A 23,367-nucleotide genomic window follows, 5' to 3' on the forward strand; every position below is an offset into this window, starting at 1 on the left:
GAGCGGTGCTGCTCGTTCCCACTGTCTGCTCCTATGCAAATGCGAGTAAGAACGCTGCCAGACGTCTTCAACGTCCGGCAGCGGGTCATCGTTGGAATGGGCTACTTGTAGGCGCGGGCGCGCACCTTATCGAGACGTGCCAGGATCGCGTCGATCTTGTCGGGCTTCACCATGAACTCCTGGAAGCCTTCCATGCCAGCCTTCGCCATGTCGGGCGGAGCATCGCGGTCGTAGAACTGCGAGAGAGCTTGGGCCTTCGACAGCATCTCGAAGCCAGCCTTCAGGAATTTGTCATCCGGCTTGGTCGACAGGTTGTTGACCGGCAATTGGCCGAGTGTCGCGTTCATTTTCGTCTGCACTTCTGGAGAGGCCAGGTAGGCAAGGAACTTCTTCGCGTCTTCCTTGTTCTTCGCGCCTGACGGAATATGGAACGTGTCTGTCGGAGCCTCTTCGGCGGCAGGCAGGTCCTTTGTGATTTCCGGGAACGGCAGGAAACCGATCTGGTCTTCCTTCAGCCCGCCATCCTTCATCGGGGCAACGGCGAAATTGCCCATGAGATACATGGCCGCCTTCCCCTGAACGAACTGCGGCATGGCGTCCTGCCAGTCGAGCGCTGCATGGTTCTCGAGGAAATAGCCTGGTTTCACGAGCTCGGCCCACTTGGCGAACACGGCTTTGACCTTCGGATCGGTATAGGCAACCTTCCCGGACGTCAGATCCATGTGGAATTGATAGCCGTTGACGCGCAGATCCAGATAATCGAACCAACCAGCGGTCGGCCAGAGTGCCTTGCTACCGATCGTAAATGGGGTGATGCCGGCGCTTTTCAGCTTGGCGCAGGCGGCGACCAGCTCGTCCCAGGTCTTTGGCGGCGTAATGCCCTTATCCTTAAAGATATCGGCGCGGTAATAGATGCCCCACTGATAGTAGGTATAGGGGACGCCCCACTTCTTGCCGTCGATCGTCATCGATGCCGCGGCGGACTTCAGCTGGTCGCTCAGCCCGTTTGCAGCCCAGACGTCGCTGACATCTTCGAAGAGGCCCGCCTTGACGAAAGGCTCCATGCGATTACCGGCGTACCAGGCGACGACATCGGGCGGCGTTGCCGTGAGAAAATTGCGGATCGCAGACTTATAGCCTTCATGATCGAAATTGTTCCACCTGACCTTGATGTCGGGGTTCTTCGTCTGGAAGTCGGCAATCAGTTGCTCCATTGCCTTCTTCGGCACAGGATCCGATTGGTCGGAATTGAGAACGATTTCGCCGGCGCATGCCGCCGATGTCACCAGCATGTAGCTTAATGCGAGCGAGCCGATATTTTTCAAAAGGGTCACGTATTCCTCCACTGACCTGTTACGGCGCGGACGCCGGCCACCACATCGCCCCCAATGCGCGGCGGTTGATATTCATCATCCAAATTCGTAGACCTCTACCGCGATATTAAAGATCGCTTCCGGTTTTCTAAGATCGCAACCGTGGTGGAGACCCTTGCAATGCTGATCGAAGACGAGTCAGTTCCTGTTCACGACGGCCCGACGCGCCATCCGCTCGTCGTCTTCGGCGATCATCGCTTCTGTGCGGGCGAACGCTTGGATGTGCGCCGCATGAGCGGTCCGCACATGCACAGCCAGGTGGAGCTGAACTTTGTCCTCGAAGGGCGGATCACTTATTGGTTCGATGGACGTAGGCTGCAGATCTCCGAAGGGCAGCTCTGCCTCTTTTGGGGAATGATCCCGCACCAGGTCGTTGATGTTACCGAGCAGACGACGTTCGTTTGCCTCTATGTCCCAATGTCGGTGCTCGTCAATTTGCACAGCATGGGAGCCTTTCGAGACGCTGTATTTCGTGGTGGTCTGATAGAGGCAATTAGCGTCAGGGCACATGATCGCGACGTTTTCCTGAGATGGCGCGAAGAGTTGTTGTCCGGGGATGCTGAACTGGAACAGATCGTCCGCGACGAGCTCGTAGCGCGCATCCGGCGGATTGCCCGCGAGGGCTGGCGAGACCTGCGGGAACAAGGTTCCGCAATCGAAGCGTCACGCAATCAGGATCCCGACCGCCTGCCAAGGGTGGAAAAGATGATTCGTTTCATTGCGGAGCATGCGCTTGGCCAGATATCGGCGATCGATGTCGGATCGGCCGCGGGACTGCATCCGAACTACGCAATGTCTATCTTTAAGAAGACCGTGGGCCTGACCGTCAGTCAGGCCATAACGCGTCATCGGCTTGACACGGCTCAATCGCTGTTGATCTCCAGCGACCTTCCGGTAGCCGCCGTCGCATTCGAAGCGGGGTTTGGTTCACTGTCGCGCTTCTATGAAGCTTTTGAGGAGCGCTTCTCGACAACGCCCGCGAAATATCGCGGCCGCTTCGGTGCTGTCGTCGCGGCATCTACCTAGCATCCGCTTCTCCACTCATCCCAATCCGTCGTCTCTAGAGCTTCGGGGCGGACAAGAAAGGATTTGGTTGCGGGGACCTGAACCCACAGTGACTTCTACACTTCAAGCCAAAACATGAAAGAAGGATAGCCGGCGTTGTCACGTTGTAGGTGGGTTAACGGTTGGCGGATAATTAAGCTCGATGAGCGGGCCTACGATCAGTTACAAGAACCACCGCTTTCCGCCACAGATCAGCGCCCATGCGGTGTGTTTGTATTTCCGGTTTCCGTTAAGCCTGCGGTTGGTCGAGGAAATGCTGTTGGAGCGGGGCATTGTCGTATCTTACGAAACGATCCGGCGATGGGGCCGTAAATTCGAGGCGGCTTATGCCAAGCGGTTGCGCAGAAAGAAGTCGTCGCGGAAAGATATCTGGCATCTGGACGAGGTGGCGGATCCATCGTCATGGCTCCGGCTACGAAATTACCCTCAAGTCTCAACAATCAGCGTAATGACAGCTATCCGATTGCCCAACGAATCTTCAAGTTCAACAGACGTGCGCGGCGGTGCGTTCACGTTGAAGGCAAACGTGGCAAGCGCCATGGCAACGGTCCGGCAGGCCGTTAATTGATCGGCTTCGTCAATATGGCTCTTTGCCAAAACGCGCTTGAATTGATCCCGTACCTGAAAATTGTATCGCACCATTGGTCACCAGAGTTGCGTCGCGTCTCTGCAGATATATCGCATGCTATGTTGTATTCAATGGCTGTGGCCGCTTATTAAATCAGGCAACACACTGCGATGAGGCATCGTAAAGTTAACGACCGCGGTGCAATGGTGGGCCTAGTCGCTTTCACGGTTCATACCCGAGCGATTTGCGTCCACAGGCTCATCGCTGCCGCACGCAGTTCGCGAAAATGGCTTGAGGTTATGTCGGAGCGGGGAATGTTGAACACGTTGGAGTGGGTCAGGGATGGAAACGAAGCGCGTTGCAGATGTCGTTTCGACTTGAAGCGCTTCATGATCCGTTCTCGCCGCCGGGTTGGCTGATGGGAATTCTCCGCCCGATTGGTCAGCCCCTTGTGAGAGCGATGTTCAACACTGGGCATGATCTCGCGCTTTGCAACATCGTAGGATCGAAGCTTGTCGGTGACCATCACACGTGGCGCGTGGCCGTGATCCTTTAACAGTTTGCGCATCGAACGCTTGGCCGCCTTGGCATTTCGGCGACTTTGAACCAGCACTTCAAGAACGAAGCCATCCTGATCGACGGCGCGCCGGAGCCAGTGCTTCTTGCCGCCGATCGAAACGGCGGCTTCATCGAGGTGCCATACATCGTTGGCGCTCGGCGATTTCCGCCGCAAACGTCCAGCATAATCCGGACCGACCTTCTTCGCCCAACACCGGATCGTCTCATAGGAGACGACAATACCGCGCTCCAATAGCATCTCTTCCACCAGCCGCAGGCTCAACGGAAATCGGATGTAAAGCCAGATGCGTGCGCGATCATAGACAGTGGGTAGCGATGACGCTTGTAACCGACTCTGGCCTGGAGCAGGGTTGCCAACTACCAGCCAACAGCTTCATCTCCAGTTAACCTGACATCCCCATCGAGCGTATTTCCATCGCGGTGGAAAAGTTTACGAGGGCCAAGACATCGGAATGTCTCGACCCTCGCTGGGAGGAGCTCAGCTGCCGCTGCGATCCGCAAGCTGCGGAACGAACATATCGCTCCACTTGGCTGGAACGGTCTTGATCAGGCCGGCGCGGTGCATGAAGTCGGCAAAATTCATGATCCCGTTCGGGGTCGTATCGAACTTTGCGTCCTTGTCCTCGATCATCTCCTGCGCATCCGCGGGTTCGACCTTGACCTTCGAACTCTTGGAGAAGATTTCCGCCGCCGTCTTCTTGTCCTTGGCAATCAAGTCGTTGGCCTCATCGAGAGCATCGATAAAGGCCTGCGTCATCTTGGGGTTGGCGTCGACGAACTTCTTCGGCGCGAAGGTGACGTCGAGCGTGATGTTGCCGAGATAATCAGTCGAGCTCAGCACCCGGTGAATGTTAGGCGACTTTGCTTCGACATACTGGAAGGGAGGGGACGTGAAATGTGCGTCAATTTCGGTTTTCCCGCCAACAAGAGCCGCCAGCGCTTCGGGGTGAGGAAGGCTAACGGTGAGAGGATCGAGTTTCGCGTAATTCTCTTCACCGAACTCCTTGGCGACGATCATCTGCAGCACGACGGCGGCAAGCGATGTCTTGATGCCGGGAAGTGCAATCTTGTCGGCGCTCGTAAAGTCCTTGAGTGACTTGATCTCAGGTTTGTTGGTATTGAGCCACAGCGAAGTGGAGCTCAGGCCCGAAACGCCGACGACTTCGACGTTGGGGATGCCCTTCGCCTTGGACCATAGGGTCACGAAGCCCGGGGCACCCGTTCCGGCAAAATCCAGGGTGCCGGCCATCATGGCATCGTTGATGACGTTGCCACCATCGAGCGAGAGCCAGGAAACCTTGACGTCGCCAAGACCGGCTTCCTTGGCATGCTTCTCGAGAAGCTTCTGGTTCTCCATGACGATCAAGGGCAGATAGAGAATGCCGAAGCCCTTGGAAATCCTGACTTCGTTGACCTCTGCATGCGCGGCAGTGGCGAGCAGGCCGGCTGCAATCAGACCTAGGAATGCTTGTTTCAGTTTCATGTCTTTCTCCTCCTTATAAACATGAATTCTTCGTTTGACGGCTAGTGTTGCATGCCCCATCGACGAACCGTCTTGCGCTCAATGGCTGCAAAAATAACGTTCTCGACGAAAAGGCCGATCAGAATGACGGTGAACAGGCCGGCAAACACATTTGCCGTTTCAAGCTGATTGCGGTTCTCGTAGATGAACCAACCTAGTCCGCCTGAACCGGACGACACGCCAAAAACCAGTTCCGCCGCGATCAGGGTTCGCCAAGCGAACGCCCAGCCCACCTTCAGGCCAGTCAGAATGGCGGGAAAGGCCGCAGGAATAAGGATGAGCCGGACCAGCTTGAGGCGCTTGAGGTGGTAGTTCTGGCCGACCATCTTGAGTGTCGGAGAGACAGAGCGGAAGCCGGCATGGGTGTTCAATGCGATCGCCCACAGTACCGAGTGAACCAGAACGAAGATGACGCTGCCCGAACCAAGGCCGAACCAGATAAGAGCCAGAGGCAGAAGCGCAATCGCCGGAAGCGGATTGAACATCGAGGTCAACGTCTCGAGTAGGTCCGCGCCCAGCCGTGAGCCGATCGCCAGGGTGGTCAGCAGCGACGCGAGAACGATGCCAATGCCATAGCCGATGACCAGCGTTTTGAGCGATACGAGCATACGATCGGGAATGACGCCGTTGACGATATTGGCGATAAAGGCGTCAACGGTCTGCCCGAACGTCGGGAAAAGGAGAGGATTGGCAAGCCAACGGCCATAGATCTCCCATATCGCGGCCAGAACTAGGAGGATGAAGGCTTTCCGAAGGAAACCCAGTCGATAGGCGCGTTCGAACGCACTGACAGACTTGGCGACAATGGGAGCGTTACCGGAATCCACGTCGTTTATGACTTCCGGTCTGAAGGTGAAAAGGTCGGTCATTTTGGTCACCCCGTCAGTGTGATGCGAACAGCATGTCGTTGATGCGGATCTCAAGCTCCGCCTGTTTGGCAGTCCCGAGTTGATCCGGCGCAATGCTGTTGAGCTCGGCCTTGACCTCGCCAGGATGGGGCGACAGCAGTAAAATGCGTGTGCCGACGCGGATCGCCTCTTCAATCGAGTGGGTGACGAAAAGAACAGTGAATTTGGTATCATCCCACAGACGCAGCAGCTCGTCCTGCATCTTGCGGCGGGTCAGGGCGTCGAGAGCGGCGAAAGGCTCGTCCATGAGAAGGACGTCGGGCTCCATCGCCATTCCGCGTGCAATTGCCACGCGCTGCTTCATGCCGCCCGACAGCATATGCGGGTAATTGTTCATGAACTTGGTCAGTCCCACCTTTTCGATGTAGGACTCCGCGCGGTCACGCGCTTCCGCGCCTGAAAGGCGACCAGATGCAGTGAGTGCGAACGTGACGTTTTCGATAACAGTCTTCCACGGAAGCAGCTGATCGAATTCCTGAAAAACCATCATGCGGTCCGGACCGGGTTCGGTGACCGCACGGTCCTTGACGGTGATTTTCCCTTCCGTCACCGGAAGATAGCCCCCGATCGCCTTCAGCAGGGTTGATTTTCCGCAACCCGACGGTCCAAGGAGAATGAAGCGGTCGGAATTATGTACATCGAAGCTCACACGGCGGGTTGCTGTGATCAACGCTTCAGGCGTCTTGTATTGTATGGTGACGCCTTCAACGCGCAACAAAGGTGCCGGCATCACGCCAGTGGATAGCATGTCCATCGATCCTCCCGAAATATAGTCTGCAACTCCTCTAGTGCGATTTGGACGTTAGCAAGCTATTCTGACTCTTGTCTGACTCAAGCGGGGGAGGCGTGAAAGCGTGCGAGTTTTAATTGTGGAGGATACCGAGGACATTGCGAGGGCGATATCCATCCGCCTGGAGAATGCCGGCCATGCCATCGATCTGGAAGCGAATGGAGCCAATGCCATCGACCTCCTCAACGTCCAGACCTACGATCTGGTTATCCTCGACCTGACCCTACCTGGCTGCGATGGGTTGGAGGTCCTGCGCAACATCCGTTCTCGCCGCGTAAAAACGCCTGTCTTGGTGCTGACCGCACGTTCCGAAGTCAACGAGAAGATCAGCGCTTTGGATCTCGGTGCAGATGATTATCTGACTAAGCCGTTCGATTACGGCGAGCTTGAAGCAAGAGCGCGAGCCCTGTTGAGGCGCAGCGACGGCCTGACGGATAACCGCATTTCTTTCGGTGCCCTCGTGGTGGACCGCAAGGCTCGCGTGGCATCAGTCGGCGGTCAGCCCCTCAGCCTCACACGCAGGGAGTTGACCGTTCTCGAAATACTCGTTTCAAGACCGGAGAGAATTTTCTCCAAGGAGGAGCTGATCGATCAGCTTTTCAATTTCGATCAGGATCCAAGCTCCAACGCCGTCGAGCAGTTCGTCGCAAGAATAAGGCGGAAGCTCAGTGGCTCTTCCGTGGAGATCCGAACGCTGCGGGGCCTCGGATATCAAATTGTTCATGCGTGAATTCGGTCGATCGATCAGGGTCAGAATACTTGGGCTTGTTGCCGGTGTTCTCGCCGGCGGAGCCTTCATTCTGGGCTGCACAGCCTATTACGCTGCCGGTACCGCAGCGCAGGAGGCCTATGACAGGCTCCTTGGAAACGGTGCGGTCCAATTTGCAGAAAACGTCTTTGTGCAAGGCGGTGTCGTGACGCTGGACCCCCCGGCCTCGGCCATCTCAGGTCTTGCGGCGTACGATCTTGTCTTCTACCGCATCGTCGATCCACGCGGCATCATCGTTGCCGGCAGTGAGGATCTTTCCCCCACAGCGCCGCCTCGGGCGACGCAGAAGGAGTTGGTCTTCGAGGACGGCGTCTACGCGGATCAGCCCGTGCGCATGGCCACTATTTCGAAGAAAATCGAAAATGCCGCTGTGACCGGCTGGGCGGAGATCACGGTGGCACAGACGATACATGCCCGCACCGCTCTCGCCCGCAGACTGACCTACGAGGCGCTGGGTGTGATCGCCGTGATGTTCCTGCTGGCCGTATCGGCGACCGCTCTCTCGCTGCGATTTGCCCTGAAGCCGCTTATCCAGATCGAGCAGGAGATACAATCCCGAGACCCTGACGATCTATCCCCAATCCATGCCGAGCCCCCGGTTGAAATACGCAATCTCGTGCAGGCCATTGATGAATTCATGCGCAGATTATCTGAGCGAATGGCGATGTTCCAGCGGTTCATCGGGGATGCAGCACACCAGATGCGCACGCCGCTTGCGGCCCTCGACGCTCAGGTCGAGATGCTTTCACATGCCAAATCCGATACCGCAGTCAACGACGCGATATCGCGCATAAAAGAAAGAAACAGCGAACTGGGGCGGCTCACCGGACAATTGCTCGATCACGCCATGATCCTGCACCGCATCGATTCAAGCAGGCTGGACCCAGTCGATATCAACGAGCTGGTCCGGCTGGTCATGTCGAAAGCGATACCTCTTTCCATCTCGAGGGACGTCGATATCAGCTTCAAGCCCGCAACACCTCCCCTCGTGCTCCCCGTCGATCCGATAAGCCTTCGCGAGGCAATTTCCAACCTCATCAGCAACGCGTTGGCGCATGGAGCGACCTCCAGGCTGGAAGTCGAGGTCGAAGCTCTTCCGGCAGGCGCAAGCGTCGTTATCCGCGACGATGGAGACGGCTTTGAAACAGACCCGCAATCGCTGCTTGCGCCGTTTGAGAAAGGTTCGAAGTCACGCGGCTCAGGATTGGGTTTGACGATCGCCTACGAAGTCGCCAGATCGCACAACGGCACATTACTCTTTCACAGGGAAAACAACGTCACCGTCGTTCAATTAACGCTGCCGTCACAGACGGGATAAGCGAAATCCAAGCTCGAATGCGGGAAATGTGCGTCACAGATTGCCGCCTAACCTTAAGAAAATCGCTCTTGAAGGGAGCGGGACCAACGACCCTGCTATTGCGAAGCTGCTTTAGAAGCGTAACTATCCGATCTATCGAGTTTCTTGTATAGGAACTGCGCGTTCATATCCCATCAAGAGCATATTAATCATTCCAATTGCTCTCGAGCGAAATTGATCAAGCTTTCGACATGGCCGGCCACGGCAAGGCGCGTTTGCTCAACATCGCCTCGCTCCAACGCTTCGATTATGAGCAGATGTTCCGTCGAGTCGGGCTTCAGTCGGTCCTTCAGCCGATCGATCTCAAACAGCCGCGTGGTCGCGCGTAGTTCCCGCAAGACTTTCGCCATCACCGCGTTGGCGCAATGGTCGATAATGAGATTGTGCAGATTATCATCCGATACCCAGTGAGCATCAGTGTGGTAGGCCGTGGCGTCGAGTAGGTCGTTGATTTCACGCCTGACGACGATCAGTTGCCGGCGCGGGATGTTGGGGATCGCCAAAACGGCTGCTTCAGGTTCGATCAAAAGTCTCAGGCGCAGGCTTTGCAGATATTCGCCGATATCGACATGGCGAACAATATAGTTGCGGCCATCTCCCTTGCGGACCAAGCCTTCGCCCTCCAGTCGCTGCAGGGCTTCGCGCAAAGGGGTTCGGGAAATGCCCAAGGCCTCGGCAAGCCTCGCCTCGACGATGATCTGGCCACCTTTGAGCCGACGATGGCGTATCATGTCCGACACCGCCTTGTATGCGAGCGAGGCGAGATTGTGCTGTCCGCTGGCCGAAGTGGCATCCTGTAAGACTGAAATGTCGCTCACCTTTTCCTCGCTCTGCGCATAACCGACACCGCTGGCAGCGAACGGCTTTCCTTGGCGCGTTTGGTGTTACATATGATAGCCGAACTCATAAAGAAGCAAAAAGGGGATACATGGACGACCGGATGGACGACGCGGCTGAGGAAAGCCTGGCTGAGGAAACCTATCGGCTGCTTCTGGCAGAAATTCTCTCGGCTCGGCTTGCGGGCGGATCGGTGGTGCAGCAAAGGCGGCTGGCAGGTCGATATGCGGTATCCCGCTCGCCGATGCGCCATGCGCTCGGACGCCTCGAAGGCGAGGGGCTGCTTGTCCGCAACGACAAGGGCGTACTGTGCGTGCGTGTCATTACCTTGAAGGATTATCTCGACAGTCTTGCGATGCGGATGCTGCTGGAACCGAGCGCGGCGGCAGCAGCAGCGGGGCGCATGCCGGCGGCGACACTGCATTCGCTGAAGGCGATGCTCGATGCGATCGAAGCGGATGCCGAGCCGGATCCGGAACTTGTCTGGCAATTCGACGATGCCTTGCACATGTCGATCGCCAATGCGGGCGGCAATGGTTTCATGGCCGCCACGATCGGGGAAATGCGCCGCTATACCACGATCTTCGAACGGCAGATGGCCGTCGTCCGGGCAAAACCCGGTGTTGCCGAACATCGCGGCATTCTTGCTGCATTGGCGGGCAGCGATCCTGAGGCGGCGCGTCAGGCGATGACCCGTCATCTCGAGGCGGTACGTCAAGGCGTTCTCACAAATTTCTGACGGCAATTGAGTCGTCTCTTGCATCGACGGGAAAGTGTTGTATAAAACTGGGATCCCAGATGAATGCAAGTGTCTGGGCATAACAAAAATAGCTCCAGAGGTCAGCATGTTTCGATTTTCAATGTCACGCGGCCTGCTCGCCGCTTCGCTTCTATCCCTGACGGCATCAGCCGCTCTTGCGCAGTCCTGCACGCCGAAGGTCGCGGCAGGTGATCTGATTACTCCCGGCGAGCTCGTCATGTCGACGAACCCGACGCTGCCGCCCCTGCAATTTGTCGATTCCAGCGGCGACTTGAAGGGCATGCGCATCGAACTTGGCACCGAGGTTGCCAAACGCCTCTGCCTTGAGCCGGAATATATTCGCATCGAGTTCTCGGCCATGGTACCGGGCCTGCAATCCGGGCGCTGGGACATGATCGACACCGGCATCTTCTTCACCGAGGAACGCGCAAAGATCATGCAGATGATCCCCTACGAGGATCAGGCGATCAGCGTGTCCGTCGCGCCGGGTTACGACAAGAAGATCACTGGCAAGGACGATCTGGCCGGCATGACGATCGGCGTCGAAATCGGCGGCTTCGAGGAAACCAAGACGCGGCTGCTCGACAAGGAATTGCGCGATGCGGGCAAACAGGGCCTGACGATCCAGACCTTCGACAATTTCGCCCTCGCTTATCAGGCACTCCGCGCCGGTCAGGTTCAAGGGGTCGTATCGATCGATGCCGTCGCAAAGGACTACGATGCGCGTGGTGACTTCAAGCGCGCCCTGAGCGGTCTCTATCCTGCCCCTGTCGCTCTTGCTTTCAAGAGCTCCAAGCTTGCCGATGCCGTTTCCGCGACGCTGAAGGAGATGAAGGCCGATGGTTCGCTGAAGACATTGTTCGACAAATATGGCTTGCCCATGGTGGCGGGAGACTATTCCGTAAAGGGTCCTGGTCGCTGATCGGATTGATCGGTCCATTGGAACGGTTGCGCGCGGCTTGGCCGCGCGCTTCGAACGGAAGGTTACGCTCATGCAGCTCTGGAGCTGGTCGGGTTTCTTCGGATACCTCTTCAACCCCTTCATTCTCGGGGGTGTCTTCACCACCATATGGCTGACGGTCGTCTCGCTGAGTGCCGGCTTGATCCTAGGATTTGCCCTGGCATTGATGCGGCGCTCGCGGGCGCGTTTGGTTCAGCTGGTTGCCAAGGCCTATATCTGGTTGTTTCGCGGTACGCCGCTGCTGGTCCAGCTGATCGCCATCTATACGGCATTGCCGCAGTTCGGCATCCGCTTTTCGGTCGTCGAGGCAGCGCTGATCGGGCTTGCGCTCAACGAGGCGGCCTACCTCGCGGAGATTATTCGTGCGGGCATCGAAGCCGTACCTGAAGGACAGGCGAGAGCCGCCAGGGCGCTCGGCATGACCGAGCGGCAGATCATGCGTCATATCGTTATGCCGCAGGCATTCAAGGTGATCATTCCGCCGCTCGGAAATTCAGTCAATGGCCTTCTCAAAACGACGTCGGTGACCTCGGTCATTTCGATGGAAGAACTTCTGCGACGCACTCAGGTCCTCATCCAGGAACGCTTCATGGTGCTGGAGCTCTTTTCGGTCGCGGCCATCTACTACCTCCTTTTGACCACGCTCTGGGATTTTTTCCAGCGCCACATCGAGAAACGCTTCGGTCAGGCAGACGCCCGACTGTCCATGACCGAAAAGCGCTAGAACCAGGATAATCGACATGACCAAGAAATTTCGCGGCGTCTATACCGTGATGATCACGCCGCTGGACGAACATGGCGCGGTGGATCTGAAGGCGCTCGCCGCCTTCACCGACTGGCAGGTTCGTCAGGGCATTCACGGGCTGATACCATTGGGATCGACGGGAGAGTTTCTCTCGCTCAGTGAGGAAGAGCGCGACGGCGTCGCAAGGACGGTTATCGAAACCGTGGCCGGCCGTGTACCGGTCCTGATCGGCGCCGGTGCGGAAGACACACGGGAATGTGTTCGTCTGAGCCGCAAGGCAGAAGCGATGGGCGCCGACGGCGTCATGATTATTCCGCCTTTCTATTCGACCCCGACCGACGACGAACTGGTGCATCACTATCGCGCCATCGCATCAGCGATCTCCATTCCGATCATGGTCTACAACAATCCCGCAACGGCTAATGTCGACTTGAGGCCGCAGCTCGTCGAGCGCATCGCCGAAATCGATGGCTGCGACTACATCAAGGAGTCGACGCTGGAGGTGACGCGGGTGCGTGATATCATCCGGCTCGCAGGTGACAATATGACGGTCTTCGGCGGCATTCTCGGCTTCGAATCCTTCGTCATGGGCGCGCAAGGCTGGGTGGCGGTCGCTTCCAACATCGCTCCAGGGCCGATGGCGCGCATTTTCGAGCTTGTGGCCGACGAAAAGAAGTTCGACGAGGCCCGCGCCCTTTATCTGCACTGGCTGCCGATCATTCAGGCGGTCGGCGGGCAGGCCTATGTCGCCGGTTCGAAGTCGCTGTTGCGGCATATGGGTTTTGGCGCCGGTGCGCCGCGCCCGCCGCGTCTGCCACTACCCGCTGAACAGGATGCGGCCATGAAAAAACTGGTTCAGGATTTCGACCTGAAATTCGACGCCTGAGGATATTGTCCGTGTCAATTGCTCCTCGATCCGCGGCTGAATCGACCATCGAATTCTTCGTCGATGGCCGTTCTCTTCATGCCGACCGCGGCATGACGATTGCCGCGGCGATCGAGGCCAGTGGGCAGCACGGTTTCTCGCGCGGATTGAAGGGCGAGGCGCGTGGGCTCTTTTGCGGCATGGGTGCTTGCCATGATTGTCTCGTGACCGTCGACGGCAAAATCAGCCAGCGCGCCTGCATGACCACAGTCGAGGCTGGCATGCATGTGCACAGGCCATCTTCACGGCCGGCTATCGCGTCAGAGCAAATCGCAGATCTGTGTGATGTCCCGGCATCTATCGCAACCATCGAGATGGACCTGCTTGTCATCGGCGCGGGACCGGCTGGTCTTGCCGCTGCGGAAGCGGCTGCAAGCGCCGGTGCGAAGGTCACGATCGTTGATGAACGCAAAATTGCAGGCGGCCAATACTATAAGCAGCCCGCAACGTCGCCGGCCATGGCACAGTTGGAGCACGACACGCAGGCCCTTGAAGGATTGGACTTGATCCGAAGTGCCGGTGAGGCCAGAGCGACCTTGATCGGCGAAACGGTCGTCTGGGGTGCTGAGGACGGCGAAGGCGGCATCGTTATAGCATGCTACAACTCGTCGGGCGCATTCTATTGCAAGCCTCGAATGATCGTGATTGCAACCGGTGCCTACGAGCGGCCATACCCTTTGCCCGGCTGGACGCGCGCAGGCGTCATGACGACCGGTGCCGCACAAACTATGCTTAGAAGCTACGGCATAGTACCACGCGGCAGGATCCTCATCGCCGGGAACGGGCCTCTTAATATCCAAGTCGCCAATGAGATCCGCAGGGCGGGCGGTACTGTGGTCGCGCTGGTTGAAGCCGCAGCGTCGCCATGGTCGAAGCCTTTCGAAGCTTTGAATTTATTGAAGCTTGGTGGCGGCCTCGCCATCCACGGCGCCCGGCAGCTTGCGACCTTGCAGGCAGCCGGTATCCCGCTCCACTGGGAAAGCAGGATTGCCTCCATCGATGGAGCCGCCGGCGTCCACTCCGTCATCATATCCGGCCCGAGAGGTGACAGGAAACTGGATGCCGATACGGTCCTGATCGGTGGCGGCTTTGCTTCCTCGAACGAGCTCGCGCGGCTGCTCGGCTGCGGCCATGCAATCGCCGATGGCGAGCTTACGGTTACGAGCGCCGATGATGGCGAAACCACGCTTTCCCACATTCACGTCGTCGGCGAGGCCGCACGTTTCGGCGGCGCTCATATCGCCAGGGCGCAAGGTCGGCTGGCCGGGCTTGCAGTTGCGCGCAAACTGGGTCTTGGCGGGGCACCTGATCGTGAAGCCGAACGCAGGCTTGCCCGCCATCGCGCCTTCCAGGTCGCTCTCTGGAAGGCGTTCAAGCCGGCAACCGCCGATGGAAGCCAGGCACCTGCCGATGAGACGATCATCTGTCGTTGTGAAGGCGTAACAGCCGGTACCTTAAAGGCGATCACGGCAAACGGTGCTGCGGATATCGCCACATTGAAGCGACTTTCGCGCGCCGGCATGGGACGCTGCCAAAGCCGCTACTGTGGTCACACGCTGGCCAAGGCTGCGGATGAGAGACGCAGCGCTGGAGAGATCCATGGATTTCTTGCGCCGCAAATGCCGTTGCGGCCCATTCCCCTGGCCGCCCTTGCAGTCGAAAAGCCCGAATGGGGAGGACACAAGCGGGCAATGCTGCCCGAGAAGCCGCCGCTGCAATCGGCTGAGCCTCTGCCGTTCTCGGAAACATCGACCTTGGTGATCGGGGCAGGGGTCGCCGGTCTATCGACCGCGCTTTTTCTTGCACGCGAAGGTGAGGACGTTGCAATTGTCGAACGCGCCTTTGCTAATTCGCTTGCCTCCGGAGGCAATGCCGGCAGCTTGCATGCGCAGCTTTTGTCCTTCGATCACGGCGTGCGCGCCGAAGGTGGTGGCGGGCCGGCGGCGCAGACGCTGCCCTTGCAGCGCGATTCCATCGCCCTTTGGGCCGCCTTGCAGCGGGAGCTCGGCTGCGATTTTGAGATGAAGGTGACCGGCGGCCTGATGGTTGCCGAGAGCGAAGCGCATATGCGTTTCCTTGCCGATAAGGTCGCAGTCGAGCAACGCGCCGGTATCGAGTGCCGCCTGATCGATCGAGGCGAGTTGCGGTCTTTGGAGCCGGCACTGTCACCCGCATTCGTCGGGGCTGCCTATTGCCCGCAGGAAGGCAAGATCAACCCGCTCGTCGCGACGCAGCATATCCTCGAAGCCGCTCGCGCAAGGGGAGCACGCCTCATCGAAAAATGCGAGGTCGTCGCCATTGCCGTGCATGCCTCCGGTTTCGAGGTGACGACGTCGCGTGGGACGATCAGGGCAAAGCGCGTCGTCAACGCGGCCGGCGCCTTTTCGTCGCGTATCGGCGCCATGCTCGGGCTCGATATTCCTGTATTTGGAGCTCCGTTGCAGATGGTGGTCACCGAAGCTGCCGCGCCCCTGATATCCTGCCTCGTCGCCCATGCGGACCGGCATCTGACCCTGAAGCAGGCGAGCAACGGCAACTTCATCATCGGCGGCGGCTGGACGGCGGGCCTTGATCCGGTGCATCAGCATCCTCGCCCGCTGCTATCGAGCCTTGAAGGCAATCTCTGGGTGGCCCAACATGTTGTGCCGGCGCTGCGTAAACTGCATGTGATCCGTAGCTGGGCGGCGATGAATATCAATATCGACGGCGCGCCCATCCTTGGCGAACATCCGCTGCAGCCCGGCTTCTTCAACGCCGTGACCTCCAACGGCTATACGCTCGGCCCCCTGGTCGGCCAGCTTACCGCACAGATCGTCCTTGGCCGCGAGACCGGCAGGGCGCTACAACCCTTCTCCATTACTCGTTTTACGAAAGGCCGCTCATGATCGAGATCAACGGCGTCTCCAAATTCTACGGCACCTCTCAGGTCCTGAAGAACTGCAGCGTCAAGGCCGAGCGCGGCGAGATCGTCGTCGTGTGCGGCCCATCCGGTTCGGGCAAGTCGACCTTGATCAAATGCGTCAATGGCTTGGAGCCCTTCCACGAAGGGTCCATCCAGGTTCATGGGATCGAGGTGGGCGATCCGAAAACGGATTTGCCGAACCTGCGGACGCGCGTCGGCATGGTCTTCCAGAATTTCGAACTCTTCGCGCATCTCAGCATCCTCGACAACATCATGCTGGCTCAGAAGATCGTGCTTGGGCGCAGTCCGACGATGGCCGAAGCCAAGGCCATGCAGCTGCTCGATCGTGTCGGCCTGATCGATCATGCGAAGAAATTTCCGAGCCAGCTTTCAGGCGGCCAGCAACAGCGCGTGGCCATAGCCCGCGCGCTCGCGATGGACCCTTTGGCGATGCTTTTCGACGAGCCGACGTCCGCGCTTGACCCGGAAATGGTGTCTGAAGTGCTTGACGTCATGACAGGCCTGGCAAGAGACGGAATGACGATGATGGTGGTGACCCATGAGATGGGCTTTGCCCGCCGCGTGGCCACCCGTGTCATCTTCATCGACCAAGGCGAGATTGTCGAAGATAGGCCGAGTGAAGAATTCTTCACCGCCAGTCACAATCCGAGAACGGAAGCCTTTCTCGGCAAGATCCTCCGGCATTGATGGATACTCGCGTGCCGCGGAAACCGCATGGCCTCGGCCGGAACCGACCACAACAGAGACAACCAAAGCAAGAGAGAGTGGAATGAAACTGAAGATCACCGCCGGCCCGTTTGAATTCGATGCCATGCTGGAGACGGCAAAGGCGCCTAAGACCTGCGAGGCATTTCTGAAGGAGATGCCTTTCGAAGGAAAAATCGTACACGTACGCTGGTCGGGGGAGGGAGTGTGGATTCCGCTCGGAGAGCGGGATTTTGGTGTCTCTTACGAGAATCATACCAGCCATCCCGCTCCCGGCCACATCATCCTTTATCCGGGCGGCATCAGCGAAACGGAAATCCTGCTTGCCTATGGCGGCGTTGATTTCTCGTCAAAGATGGGGCAGCTCGCCGGAAATCATTTCATCACTGTCACATCCAATCTTGAGAAGCTTGCCGAGCTCGGTCGGCTCACTCTCTGGGAAGGAGCGCAAAAAATTCGATTCGAAGCGGCCGGCGGCTGATACGCTGAAAATCATTGCGCACAGCCGTAGTTCCAGGTCACAGACATTAGTGGGGATTTGGGGAGCGATACTGCCGAAATGGCGTAGCTTGCAACGGAGCTTCTACTTATCTCGAATAACGGTCGAAGGCTTGTTATGGTCTCGCAAGCCCGAGATGGTTCCGCAAGGTTGTGCCGCTGTACTCCGTGCGGAATAGCCCGCGCTCCTGCAGAATCGGCACCACCAACTGCGTGAAATCCTCCAGACCCTCGGGGAAGAAGGGCGGCATGACGTTGAAGCCGTCTGCAGCGCGGCCGTCGAACCATTGCTGCATCCGATCGGCGATTTCGACCGGCGTGCCGAGAACAATGTGATGACCGCGGCCGGCGGCGACTCGCAGCGCCAGCTGGCGGATCGTCAGGTTTTCGCGGCGTGCCAGCGCCGTTAGGAGTTCGGCGCGGCTGCGCAGCTGGTCGGAGATCGGCAAGTCCGGCAGCGGGCCATCCGGATCGTAGTCGACGAGGCTGTGGCCAATGCGCTCTTCAAGCAACGGCATAGCACTCTTCAGGTCAGTCCACTGGTCGAGTTCTGCAAGCTTGTCGGCGGCCTCCTTGGCCGTGCGGCCGATCACCGGCAGAAAACCAGGCATAACTGCGACGTCGTCGGCCCGCCGGCCGAACTTGACGACGCGCTCCTTCAGGCTCGTGTAGAAGGCCTGCGCCTCTTCCAGGCTCTGCTGCGCGGTGAAAACCACGTCCGCGGTGCGCGCCGCGAGATCCTGGCCGGGGCCGGACGAACCGGCCTGGATTAGGATCGGATGCCCCTGCGGCGGGCGCGGAATGTTGAGCGGACCCTTAACGGAAAAATACTTGCCCTTGTGATCGAGCACATGCACCTTGGTGGGATCGGCGTAGACGCCTGTCTGCTTGTTCTTGACGAAAGCGTCGTCTTCCCAGCTATCCCAGAGACCGCGCACCACGTCGACGAATTCTTCAGCCACGGCGTAACGTTCGTCATGCTCCGGATGCGACTTCGAAAAATTGTTCGCGGTGCGGGCATAAGACGTTGTAACGATGTTCCAGGCGGCGCGGCCGTGGCTCAAGTGGTCGATTGAGGCGAAGGCGCGAGCGGTGTGATAGGGCTCGCCATAGGTTGTCGACGAAGTGGCGGCCAGCCCGATCTTATCGGTGACCATCGCCAGCGCCGCAAGAAGCGTCAGCGGCTCGAAACGGGCGATCGTTGAAGGATGCGCATCGACGCCGCTGGTGAGGCCATCGGCAAGAAACACCATGTCGAATTTCGCTGCTTCGGCAATCTGCGAGACACGCCGCAGCAGGTCGAAATTCTCGCTGCCGGCTTCGGCATGCGGATGCCGCCAGCCCGATACGTGGTGGCCGGCGCCTTGGAGGAACAGGCCGAGGTGGATTTGTCGCTTGGCACTCATGGGAAGTCTTTCGTCAGTTCAGATTGAGGCGGCGTCCTGATTGAGCAGCGCCAGTAGCCGGTCGAGATCGGCGGCGCTGTGCATTGCGCGAACGAGGGACGGGATTTCGGCGAAGGCGGGATTGCCCGCCGTCGCGTCCTGGAACTTTTCAGTCGGATCCGTCACGCCCGGAAGGCCGTCGAAGCGGCGTGTGATCGTACTGCCGTCGCGAAGCTTGAGGTCGAGGATGACGAAACGTGTCGTTGGATCGCTCGACATGCGCGGCGCGCTTTCGTCATAGCGCCGTCGCGCGAGGCCCGCCAGGCCCATCAGGCGCGGTTCCACCGGTCGCTCGTCGAAATGGTGTAATCGCAGCGCACCGTCGATGAGCGCGGCGGAGAAGACGTATTCCGGACTGAAACGAGCTTCGATGCCGTTGGTCGGTTTCGTGACCACGAGCGCTGCATCGGCGCCGGGCGGATAGGTGAAGGTGATGGCCTCGATCCTGTCGGCGGCGAGCTCTTCGCGGTGAAGCTCGATGCCGAGGGAGGCGACGGGATGGCTTGCCGTACAGCAGGGATAAGCCTTCAGCGTCAGGCCGGGCGTGATGATCTGCCAAGGCTTTCCCCAGTTTTCCGTCAGCGCGGCCGGACGCTCTGCCCCGAACGCATAGGCGGAATGGAAGCCGACAGGATTGTCGAGAAAATCAGGCGCACCACCGAAACCTGCTGCAGCCAAGCGCGCTGCCAAAAGGCCGGAGCGCGCGGCCATGCCGGCATGATAGGGCTTCGCATCATAACCGAATTGCAGCCGCAGGCCGGCAGACTGGGTTGCCGCCAGCCCTAGCGAAACAGCAGTTTCTTTCACCGAGGCTTTGGTCAGATGTGCGATTGCCGCGGCAACGCCGACAGGTCCGAACGTTGCGGTGGCGTGAAAGCCATTCTCGTAGTGTTTTGAGCCCATCGAGAGGCCGAGCCGTGCTATCGTCTCCAGCCCGACAACATAGGAGGCGATCAGGTCGCCGGCAGGGAACTTACGCTCAGCAGCAAGGGCGAGGAGCGCCGGGATGATAACGGTCGTCGGGTGCCCGCGCACGCTGGCATGGACATCGTCATAGTCGAGCACATGGCCCGCATAACCGTTGACCACGCTTGCGACGAGGGGGTCGGTGCGGCGGCTCGTCCCGACGAGGATTGCATTACCCGCCAACTCTGCGCCCACCGCCTGGGCCAGAAGGCTGGTGGTGCGGTCGCCGGCGCCGGCAATGGCGCATGCAAGAAAATCGATGATCGCTGTGCGGGCCGCTTCGATCGCAGCGGGATCGCGATCCGGATCTGAGTGGACGATCGCCTCGGCGAAGGCTGTAGTCAGCGGTGCGGACGTGCCAGTCATGTCAGATTCCTTCGCCGTCGCGCAACGAGCCGCGTCCCACCGATAGGCCCTGGACGAACTGGCGGATGCGGGGATTTTCGGCTTTATGGAAGATCTGTTCCGGCGAACCACGATCGATAATGCGGCCGTTCTCGGTGAAGACGACCGTGTCGCTGATCTCCTCGGCAAAGCGCATCTCATGCGTGACGAGAATGCTGGTCATGCCATCGCGTATCAGGTCGCGTATCACCCACAGGACCTCGCCGACGGTTTCAGGATCCAGCGCCGAGGTCACCTCATCGAACAGGACGAGTTCCGGTTTCATGGCAAGTGCGCGGGCGATGGCGACACGTTGCTGCTGGCCGCCGGAGAGCTGGCCGGGATAGGCATTGGCTTTATCCGCAAGCCGCACCTTTTCCAGCAAGTCGCGAGCCAACTTTTCCGCTGCGTGCGGTTCGATGCCGAGAATGCGGACGGGTGCCAGAACGATGTTGTCCAGCACCGTCAGGTGCGGGAAGAGGTTGTATTGTTGGAAGACGATACCGACGCGCTTGCGCAGGGTGATGCGTTCGCTTTCCCGGGTCAACTGATCGACCCGGGTTCCGCCCACCGTGATCCTGCCGCTCTGCGGCTGGACCAGCGCATTGATGCAGCGCAGGATGGTGGACTTGCCGGAACCGGACGGACCGATGATAGAGACGGCATCGCCCTTGTTGACGGTGAGGTCGATTCCCTTCAACACCTGCGTCTGTCCGAAGGACAGATGCACGTCTTCCAGTTTGACGATCGCGTTATCGGTGGATGGGCTTGTCATCTCTTGGTCCTCAGGCCGCCTTGAAGCGCCGCGCTTCCAGGCGTCTGGTCAGGCGGGAAATCGGATAGCAGAGCAGGAAGAAGGCGGCCATGACCACGAGATAGGCGATGATCGTGAAATCGAGCCGCCGCACCGCCGTGCTTGCATCGGTCGCTGCATGCAGAAGTTCGTGGACGCCGACTAGAGAGGCCAGCGCCGTTCCCATGGTGATCGAGGCCGCGACATTCATCCAGGGCGGCAACGAGCGACGCAGGCATTGCGGCAGAATGATCCACCGCAGAGCCCCGCTGCGCGCAAAGCCGAGTCCCTTGGCCGCTTCCCATTGAGCCGTGGGTATGGAGAGGATCGCGCCGCGGGTGATCTCTGCGACATAGGCGCTGGCAGGAATGGCAAGCCCGATCACAGCCTTCACCCAATCCGGAAAGGGCAGATAATTGCCGAATACGACAATTTCGAAGGGAAAGATGTAGGTGGTCGCGAAGATCAGCACGAGATGCGGCGCATTTCGGAAGACCTGGACATAAGCGACGACGGGATAGCGGACAATACGATAGGGCGCCAGTTCCAGGATACCGAACAACACCCCAACCAGGGTACCGAGCGCCATCGCGAGCACGGCGATCACGACATTCATCGCGAAGCCCGAGGCGAGATAGGGGATCCATTCTACCACCTCCCGTCCGAGCGTCGGGTCTGCCAGCGACCAGGCAAGGACGATCAGTGGCAGCGTGAGGAAGCCGAGATTGCGCAGCACCCGATGACTGACTGGTTGCTGGAGCGCTACCGTCATAGGCCATATCCCGGAACTGCCAGTCGTCGCTCCACCCATGAGCCGATGCGGGCGATAGTGAAGTTGATCAGGCTGAAGAACAGGAGAATGACGATCATCAGCGAGACGACGTTGTCGCGCTGCGTCCAGACCATGATGGAGGCATATGTGATTTCGCTGACCGCAATTGCGTTTCCTACTGTGGTCAGCTTCACCAGGTTGATGAGGTTGTTGATAATTGCCGGCAGCGACGCACGGAAAGCCAGCGGAATTTCCACATAGCGCAGGATCTCGAACTGGCTGAAGCCGATGGCTCGCGCGGCTTCAATCGTCGATGCCGGTACCGCCTCGATGCCGGCGCGGATCGCTTCCGCATGTAGAGCTGCGATATGTAGGCCGACCACCGCGATGACCCAGAAGAAGGGCGAGAGCGGATTGTTTTGCGTGCCGCCAACCATGTTGGAAATGAGGGTGTTCAGGACAAGGAAACCAAACATCAACTGCACCAGCGTCGGTGTGTTGCGGGTCAGCTCCACAAAGCCGCGCACTGGTGCTGACAGCCACAACCGCCCGGATGTGAGGCAGGCGGCGAATGCCACGCCGGCAATGAGACTGACGGGTAGAAGGACGGCGATCAGATATAGCGTGGTGACGAAACCGTCGCGCCATATCTGCGCCTCGTAGCCGGAGGCCAAGAACTCGTAGTTCAAGCCCATCCTGTTCGTCAGGCTGATGAACAGGTCGGTCAGGCTCATATCCTGCATATCTTTTCCAGTGCGACAGCCCTACTTGGCGGCGGATACAGTCTTCTGCTGTTCTTCAAGATACTTGGTGTTCAGCAGCCGGTTGGCCTTTGCGAATTCCAGGAGCTTGCCGGACGCATGCAACTTCTTGACCGCGTTGTCGAGCGCCGTCTGGGTGTCTTTCTCACCCTTGCGCAACCAGATCACCGAATCCGAAGGAACAAGCTCGCTCGGGAAGGGGATTGCGTAATCCTTCCACTCTTCCGGGCGATCTTCAAGCAGGAGACCAACCGTTGCGCCAACATGAACGGCGGCAACACAGTTGCCGCCCTGAAGGGCGAGCAGCGATTCCGGCTGGCTCGGCAACGCCTTGACCACGGCGCCATAGGTCTCGATCAGCGGCTGCGTGTAGTTGGAGCCTTGCGAAACGCAAACCGTCTTCCCCTTGAGGTCGGTCCAGTCCTTCAGTCCGCTGTCCTTTCGGACTACTGCGGCGCCGCCTGCCCGGTCATAGGGTGTGGGCACATAGTCGAGCACTTTGGCGCGTTCTTCTGTATACTGCATATTGGCGATCAGAATGTCGACCTTACCCTGCTGCAGGAACTGGACACGGTTCGGTGGCGTCACCGTTACTGTTTCGAGCTTCACGCCGAGATCATCGGCAAGCGCTTTCGCTATGTCGAGATTGTAGCCCCTCTGCTCCTGACTCTTTGGATCGATGTAGCCAAATGGCGCGCCAGACAGGATGATCCCTACGGTCAACTTGTCGCGGCCTTTGATGCGATCGAGCGTGGCATCCGCGGAAGCCTGCGTCGCAGCAAGCGTTGCGATCGCAAAGGCAAGTCCGAAGAGGGTTTTGAGAGACGACGTTGCGAACATCTGATGGCTCCTTGTGTGCGCCGCAACGTATTTGAGCCTCGTTGCCCCTGCGAGAAAGGCCATTCCATGTGTTGAAGGAGTATTGGAATGTATCTGCGCATAAGCGCGTATGGGAGCAATG

General features: G+C 58.8%; 21 protein-coding genes and 2 pseudogenes. 11 read left to right on the forward strand and 12 right to left on the reverse strand.

Annotated features, from left to right (window positions below; genetic code table 11):
- Positions 1-101: 101 nt before the first annotated feature.
- On the reverse strand, positions 102-1,292 hold the full coding sequence (locus AC13QE_RS01030) for an ABC transporter substrate-binding protein (protein WP_488482857.1): 1,191 nt from the start codon (positions 1,290-1,292) through the stop codon (positions 102-104).
- Positions 1,293-1,493: 201 nt separating this feature from the next.
- Between AC13QE_RS01030 and AC13QE_RS01035 the strand changes: the two genes are divergently transcribed.
- Together AC13QE_RS01035 and AC13QE_RS01040 are read left to right on the forward strand one after the other, a co-directional pair.
- Positions 1,494-2,399 (forward strand): helix-turn-helix domain-containing protein, encoded by a 906-nt coding sequence (locus AC13QE_RS01035; protein ID WP_132720964.1) that lies wholly within the window; start codon positions 1,494-1,496, stop codon positions 2,397-2,399.
- A gap of 135 nt (positions 2,400-2,534) precedes the next feature.
- Positions 2,535-2,826 (forward strand): annotated as a pseudogene (locus AC13QE_RS01040) (IS6 family transposase); the annotation flags it as partial.
- A 409-nt stretch (positions 2,827-3,235) separates the two neighbouring features.
- Here the strand turns inward: AC13QE_RS01040 and AC13QE_RS01045 are convergent.
- The 4 genes and pseudogenes from AC13QE_RS01045 to AC13QE_RS01060 form a co-directional block, all read right to left on the reverse strand.
- A pseudogene (locus tag AC13QE_RS01045) lies at positions 3,236-3,885 on the reverse strand (IS6 family transposase).
- Between the two features lie 178 nt (positions 3,886-4,063).
- Positions 4,064-5,068: an ABC transporter substrate-binding protein gene (locus AC13QE_RS01050; protein ID WP_488482202.1), complete on the reverse strand. Its 1,005-nt coding sequence runs from the start codon at positions 5,066-5,068 to the stop codon at positions 4,064-4,066.
- A 41-nt stretch (positions 5,069-5,109) separates the two neighbouring features.
- Positions 5,110-5,976 carry an ABC transporter permease gene (locus tag AC13QE_RS01055; protein WP_132720966.1) on the reverse strand — a complete coding sequence of 289 codons (867 nt, stop codon included), beginning with the start codon at positions 5,974-5,976 and terminating at the stop codon, positions 5,110-5,112.
- Between the two features lie 13 nt (positions 5,977-5,989).
- Positions 5,990-6,769, reverse strand: coding sequence for an ABC transporter ATP-binding protein (locus AC13QE_RS01060; RefSeq protein ID WP_488482203.1), 780 nt, complete (start codon positions 6,767-6,769; stop codon positions 5,990-5,992).
- A 100-nt stretch (positions 6,770-6,869) separates the two neighbouring features.
- On the opposite strand from AC13QE_RS01060, the gene AC13QE_RS01065 reads away from it, so the two are divergent.
- Entirely contained in the window at positions 6,870-7,535 is a 666-nt protein-coding gene (locus tag AC13QE_RS01065; RefSeq protein WP_488482204.1) for a response regulator transcription factor, read from the forward strand.
- Positions 7,528-8,892 (forward strand): sensor histidine kinase, encoded by a 1,365-nt coding sequence (locus AC13QE_RS01070; RefSeq protein WP_488482205.1) that lies wholly within the window; start codon positions 7,528-7,530, stop codon positions 8,890-8,892. The genes AC13QE_RS01065 and AC13QE_RS01070 overlap by 8 nt, the downstream gene beginning before the upstream one ends.
- A gap of 188 nt (positions 8,893-9,080) precedes the next feature.
- On the opposite strand, the gene AC13QE_RS01075 is transcribed toward AC13QE_RS01070, so the two are convergent.
- Entirely contained in the window at positions 9,081-9,749 is a 669-nt protein-coding gene (locus AC13QE_RS01075; protein WP_132720970.1) for a GntR family transcriptional regulator, read from the reverse strand.
- Positions 9,750-9,859: 110 nt separating this feature from the next.
- Here AC13QE_RS01075 and AC13QE_RS01080 point away from each other — a divergent pair, with 110 nt between their 5' ends.
- From AC13QE_RS01080 to AC13QE_RS01110, 7 genes are all read left to right on the forward strand, one after another.
- Positions 9,860-10,507 (forward strand): GntR family transcriptional regulator, encoded by a 648-nt coding sequence (locus AC13QE_RS01080; protein WP_488482206.1) that lies wholly within the window; start codon positions 9,860-9,862, stop codon positions 10,505-10,507.
- Positions 10,508-10,613: 106 nt separating this feature from the next.
- Positions 10,614-11,450 (forward strand): ABC transporter substrate-binding protein, encoded by an 837-nt coding sequence (locus AC13QE_RS01085; protein ID WP_488482207.1) that lies wholly within the window; start codon positions 10,614-10,616, stop codon positions 11,448-11,450.
- Between the two features lie 70 nt (positions 11,451-11,520).
- Entirely contained in the window at positions 11,521-12,213 is a 693-nt protein-coding gene (locus AC13QE_RS01090) for an amino acid ABC transporter permease (protein ID WP_488482208.1), read from the forward strand.
- A 16-nt stretch (positions 12,214-12,229) separates the two neighbouring features.
- Positions 12,230-13,120 (forward strand): dihydrodipicolinate synthase family protein, encoded by an 891-nt coding sequence (locus tag AC13QE_RS01095; protein ID WP_488482209.1) that lies wholly within the window; start codon positions 12,230-12,232, stop codon positions 13,118-13,120.
- A 5-nt stretch (positions 13,121-13,125) separates the two neighbouring features.
- Entirely contained in the window at positions 13,126-16,044 is a 2,919-nt protein-coding gene (locus tag AC13QE_RS01100) for an FAD-dependent oxidoreductase (RefSeq protein WP_488482210.1), read from the forward strand.
- Positions 16,041-16,769 (forward strand): amino acid ABC transporter ATP-binding protein, encoded by a 729-nt coding sequence (locus AC13QE_RS01105; RefSeq protein ID WP_488482211.1) that lies wholly within the window; start codon positions 16,041-16,043, stop codon positions 16,767-16,769. The genes AC13QE_RS01100 and AC13QE_RS01105 overlap by 4 nt, the downstream gene beginning before the upstream one ends.
- 82 nt (positions 16,770-16,851) lie before the next feature.
- Positions 16,852-17,268: a DUF3830 family protein gene (locus AC13QE_RS01110; RefSeq protein WP_132720977.1), complete on the forward strand. Its 417-nt coding sequence runs from the start codon at positions 16,852-16,854 to the stop codon at positions 17,266-17,268.
- Between the two features lie 133 nt (positions 17,269-17,401).
- Here the strand turns inward: AC13QE_RS01110 and AC13QE_RS01115 are convergent, their stop codons facing one another.
- The 6 genes from AC13QE_RS01115 to AC13QE_RS01140 are packed head-to-tail and all read right to left on the reverse strand — an operon-like array spanning position 17,402 to position 23,246.
- Positions 17,402-18,691, reverse strand: a complete 1,290-nt coding sequence (locus tag AC13QE_RS01115) for an LLM class flavin-dependent oxidoreductase (protein ID WP_488482212.1) — start codon at positions 18,689-18,691, stop codon at positions 17,402-17,404.
- Positions 18,692-18,709: 18 nt separating this feature from the next.
- On the reverse strand, positions 18,710-20,062 hold the full coding sequence (locus AC13QE_RS01120; RefSeq protein WP_488482213.1) for an MmgE/PrpD family protein: 1,353 nt from the start codon (positions 20,060-20,062) through the stop codon (positions 18,710-18,712).
- Between the two features lies 1 nt (position 20,063).
- Positions 20,064-20,855, reverse strand: a complete 792-nt coding sequence (locus AC13QE_RS01125) for an amino acid ABC transporter ATP-binding protein (protein WP_488482214.1) — start codon at positions 20,853-20,855, stop codon at positions 20,064-20,066.
- Between the two features lie 10 nt (positions 20,856-20,865).
- Entirely contained in the window at positions 20,866-21,645 is a 780-nt protein-coding gene (locus AC13QE_RS01130) for an amino acid ABC transporter permease (RefSeq protein ID WP_488482215.1), read from the reverse strand.
- Positions 21,642-22,388 carry an amino acid ABC transporter permease gene (locus tag AC13QE_RS01135; protein ID WP_488482216.1) on the reverse strand — a complete coding sequence of 249 codons (747 nt, stop codon included), beginning with the start codon at positions 22,386-22,388 and terminating at the stop codon, positions 21,642-21,644. The genes AC13QE_RS01130 and AC13QE_RS01135 overlap by 4 nt, the downstream gene beginning before the upstream one ends.
- A gap of 21 nt (positions 22,389-22,409) precedes the next feature.
- On the reverse strand, positions 22,410-23,246 hold the full coding sequence (locus tag AC13QE_RS01140) for a transporter substrate-binding domain-containing protein (protein WP_488482217.1): 837 nt from the start codon (positions 23,244-23,246) through the stop codon (positions 22,410-22,412).
- Positions 23,247-23,367: the final 121 nt, after the last annotated feature.

This window comes from Martinezella sp. CNPSo 3957 (genome assembly GCF_057784395.1).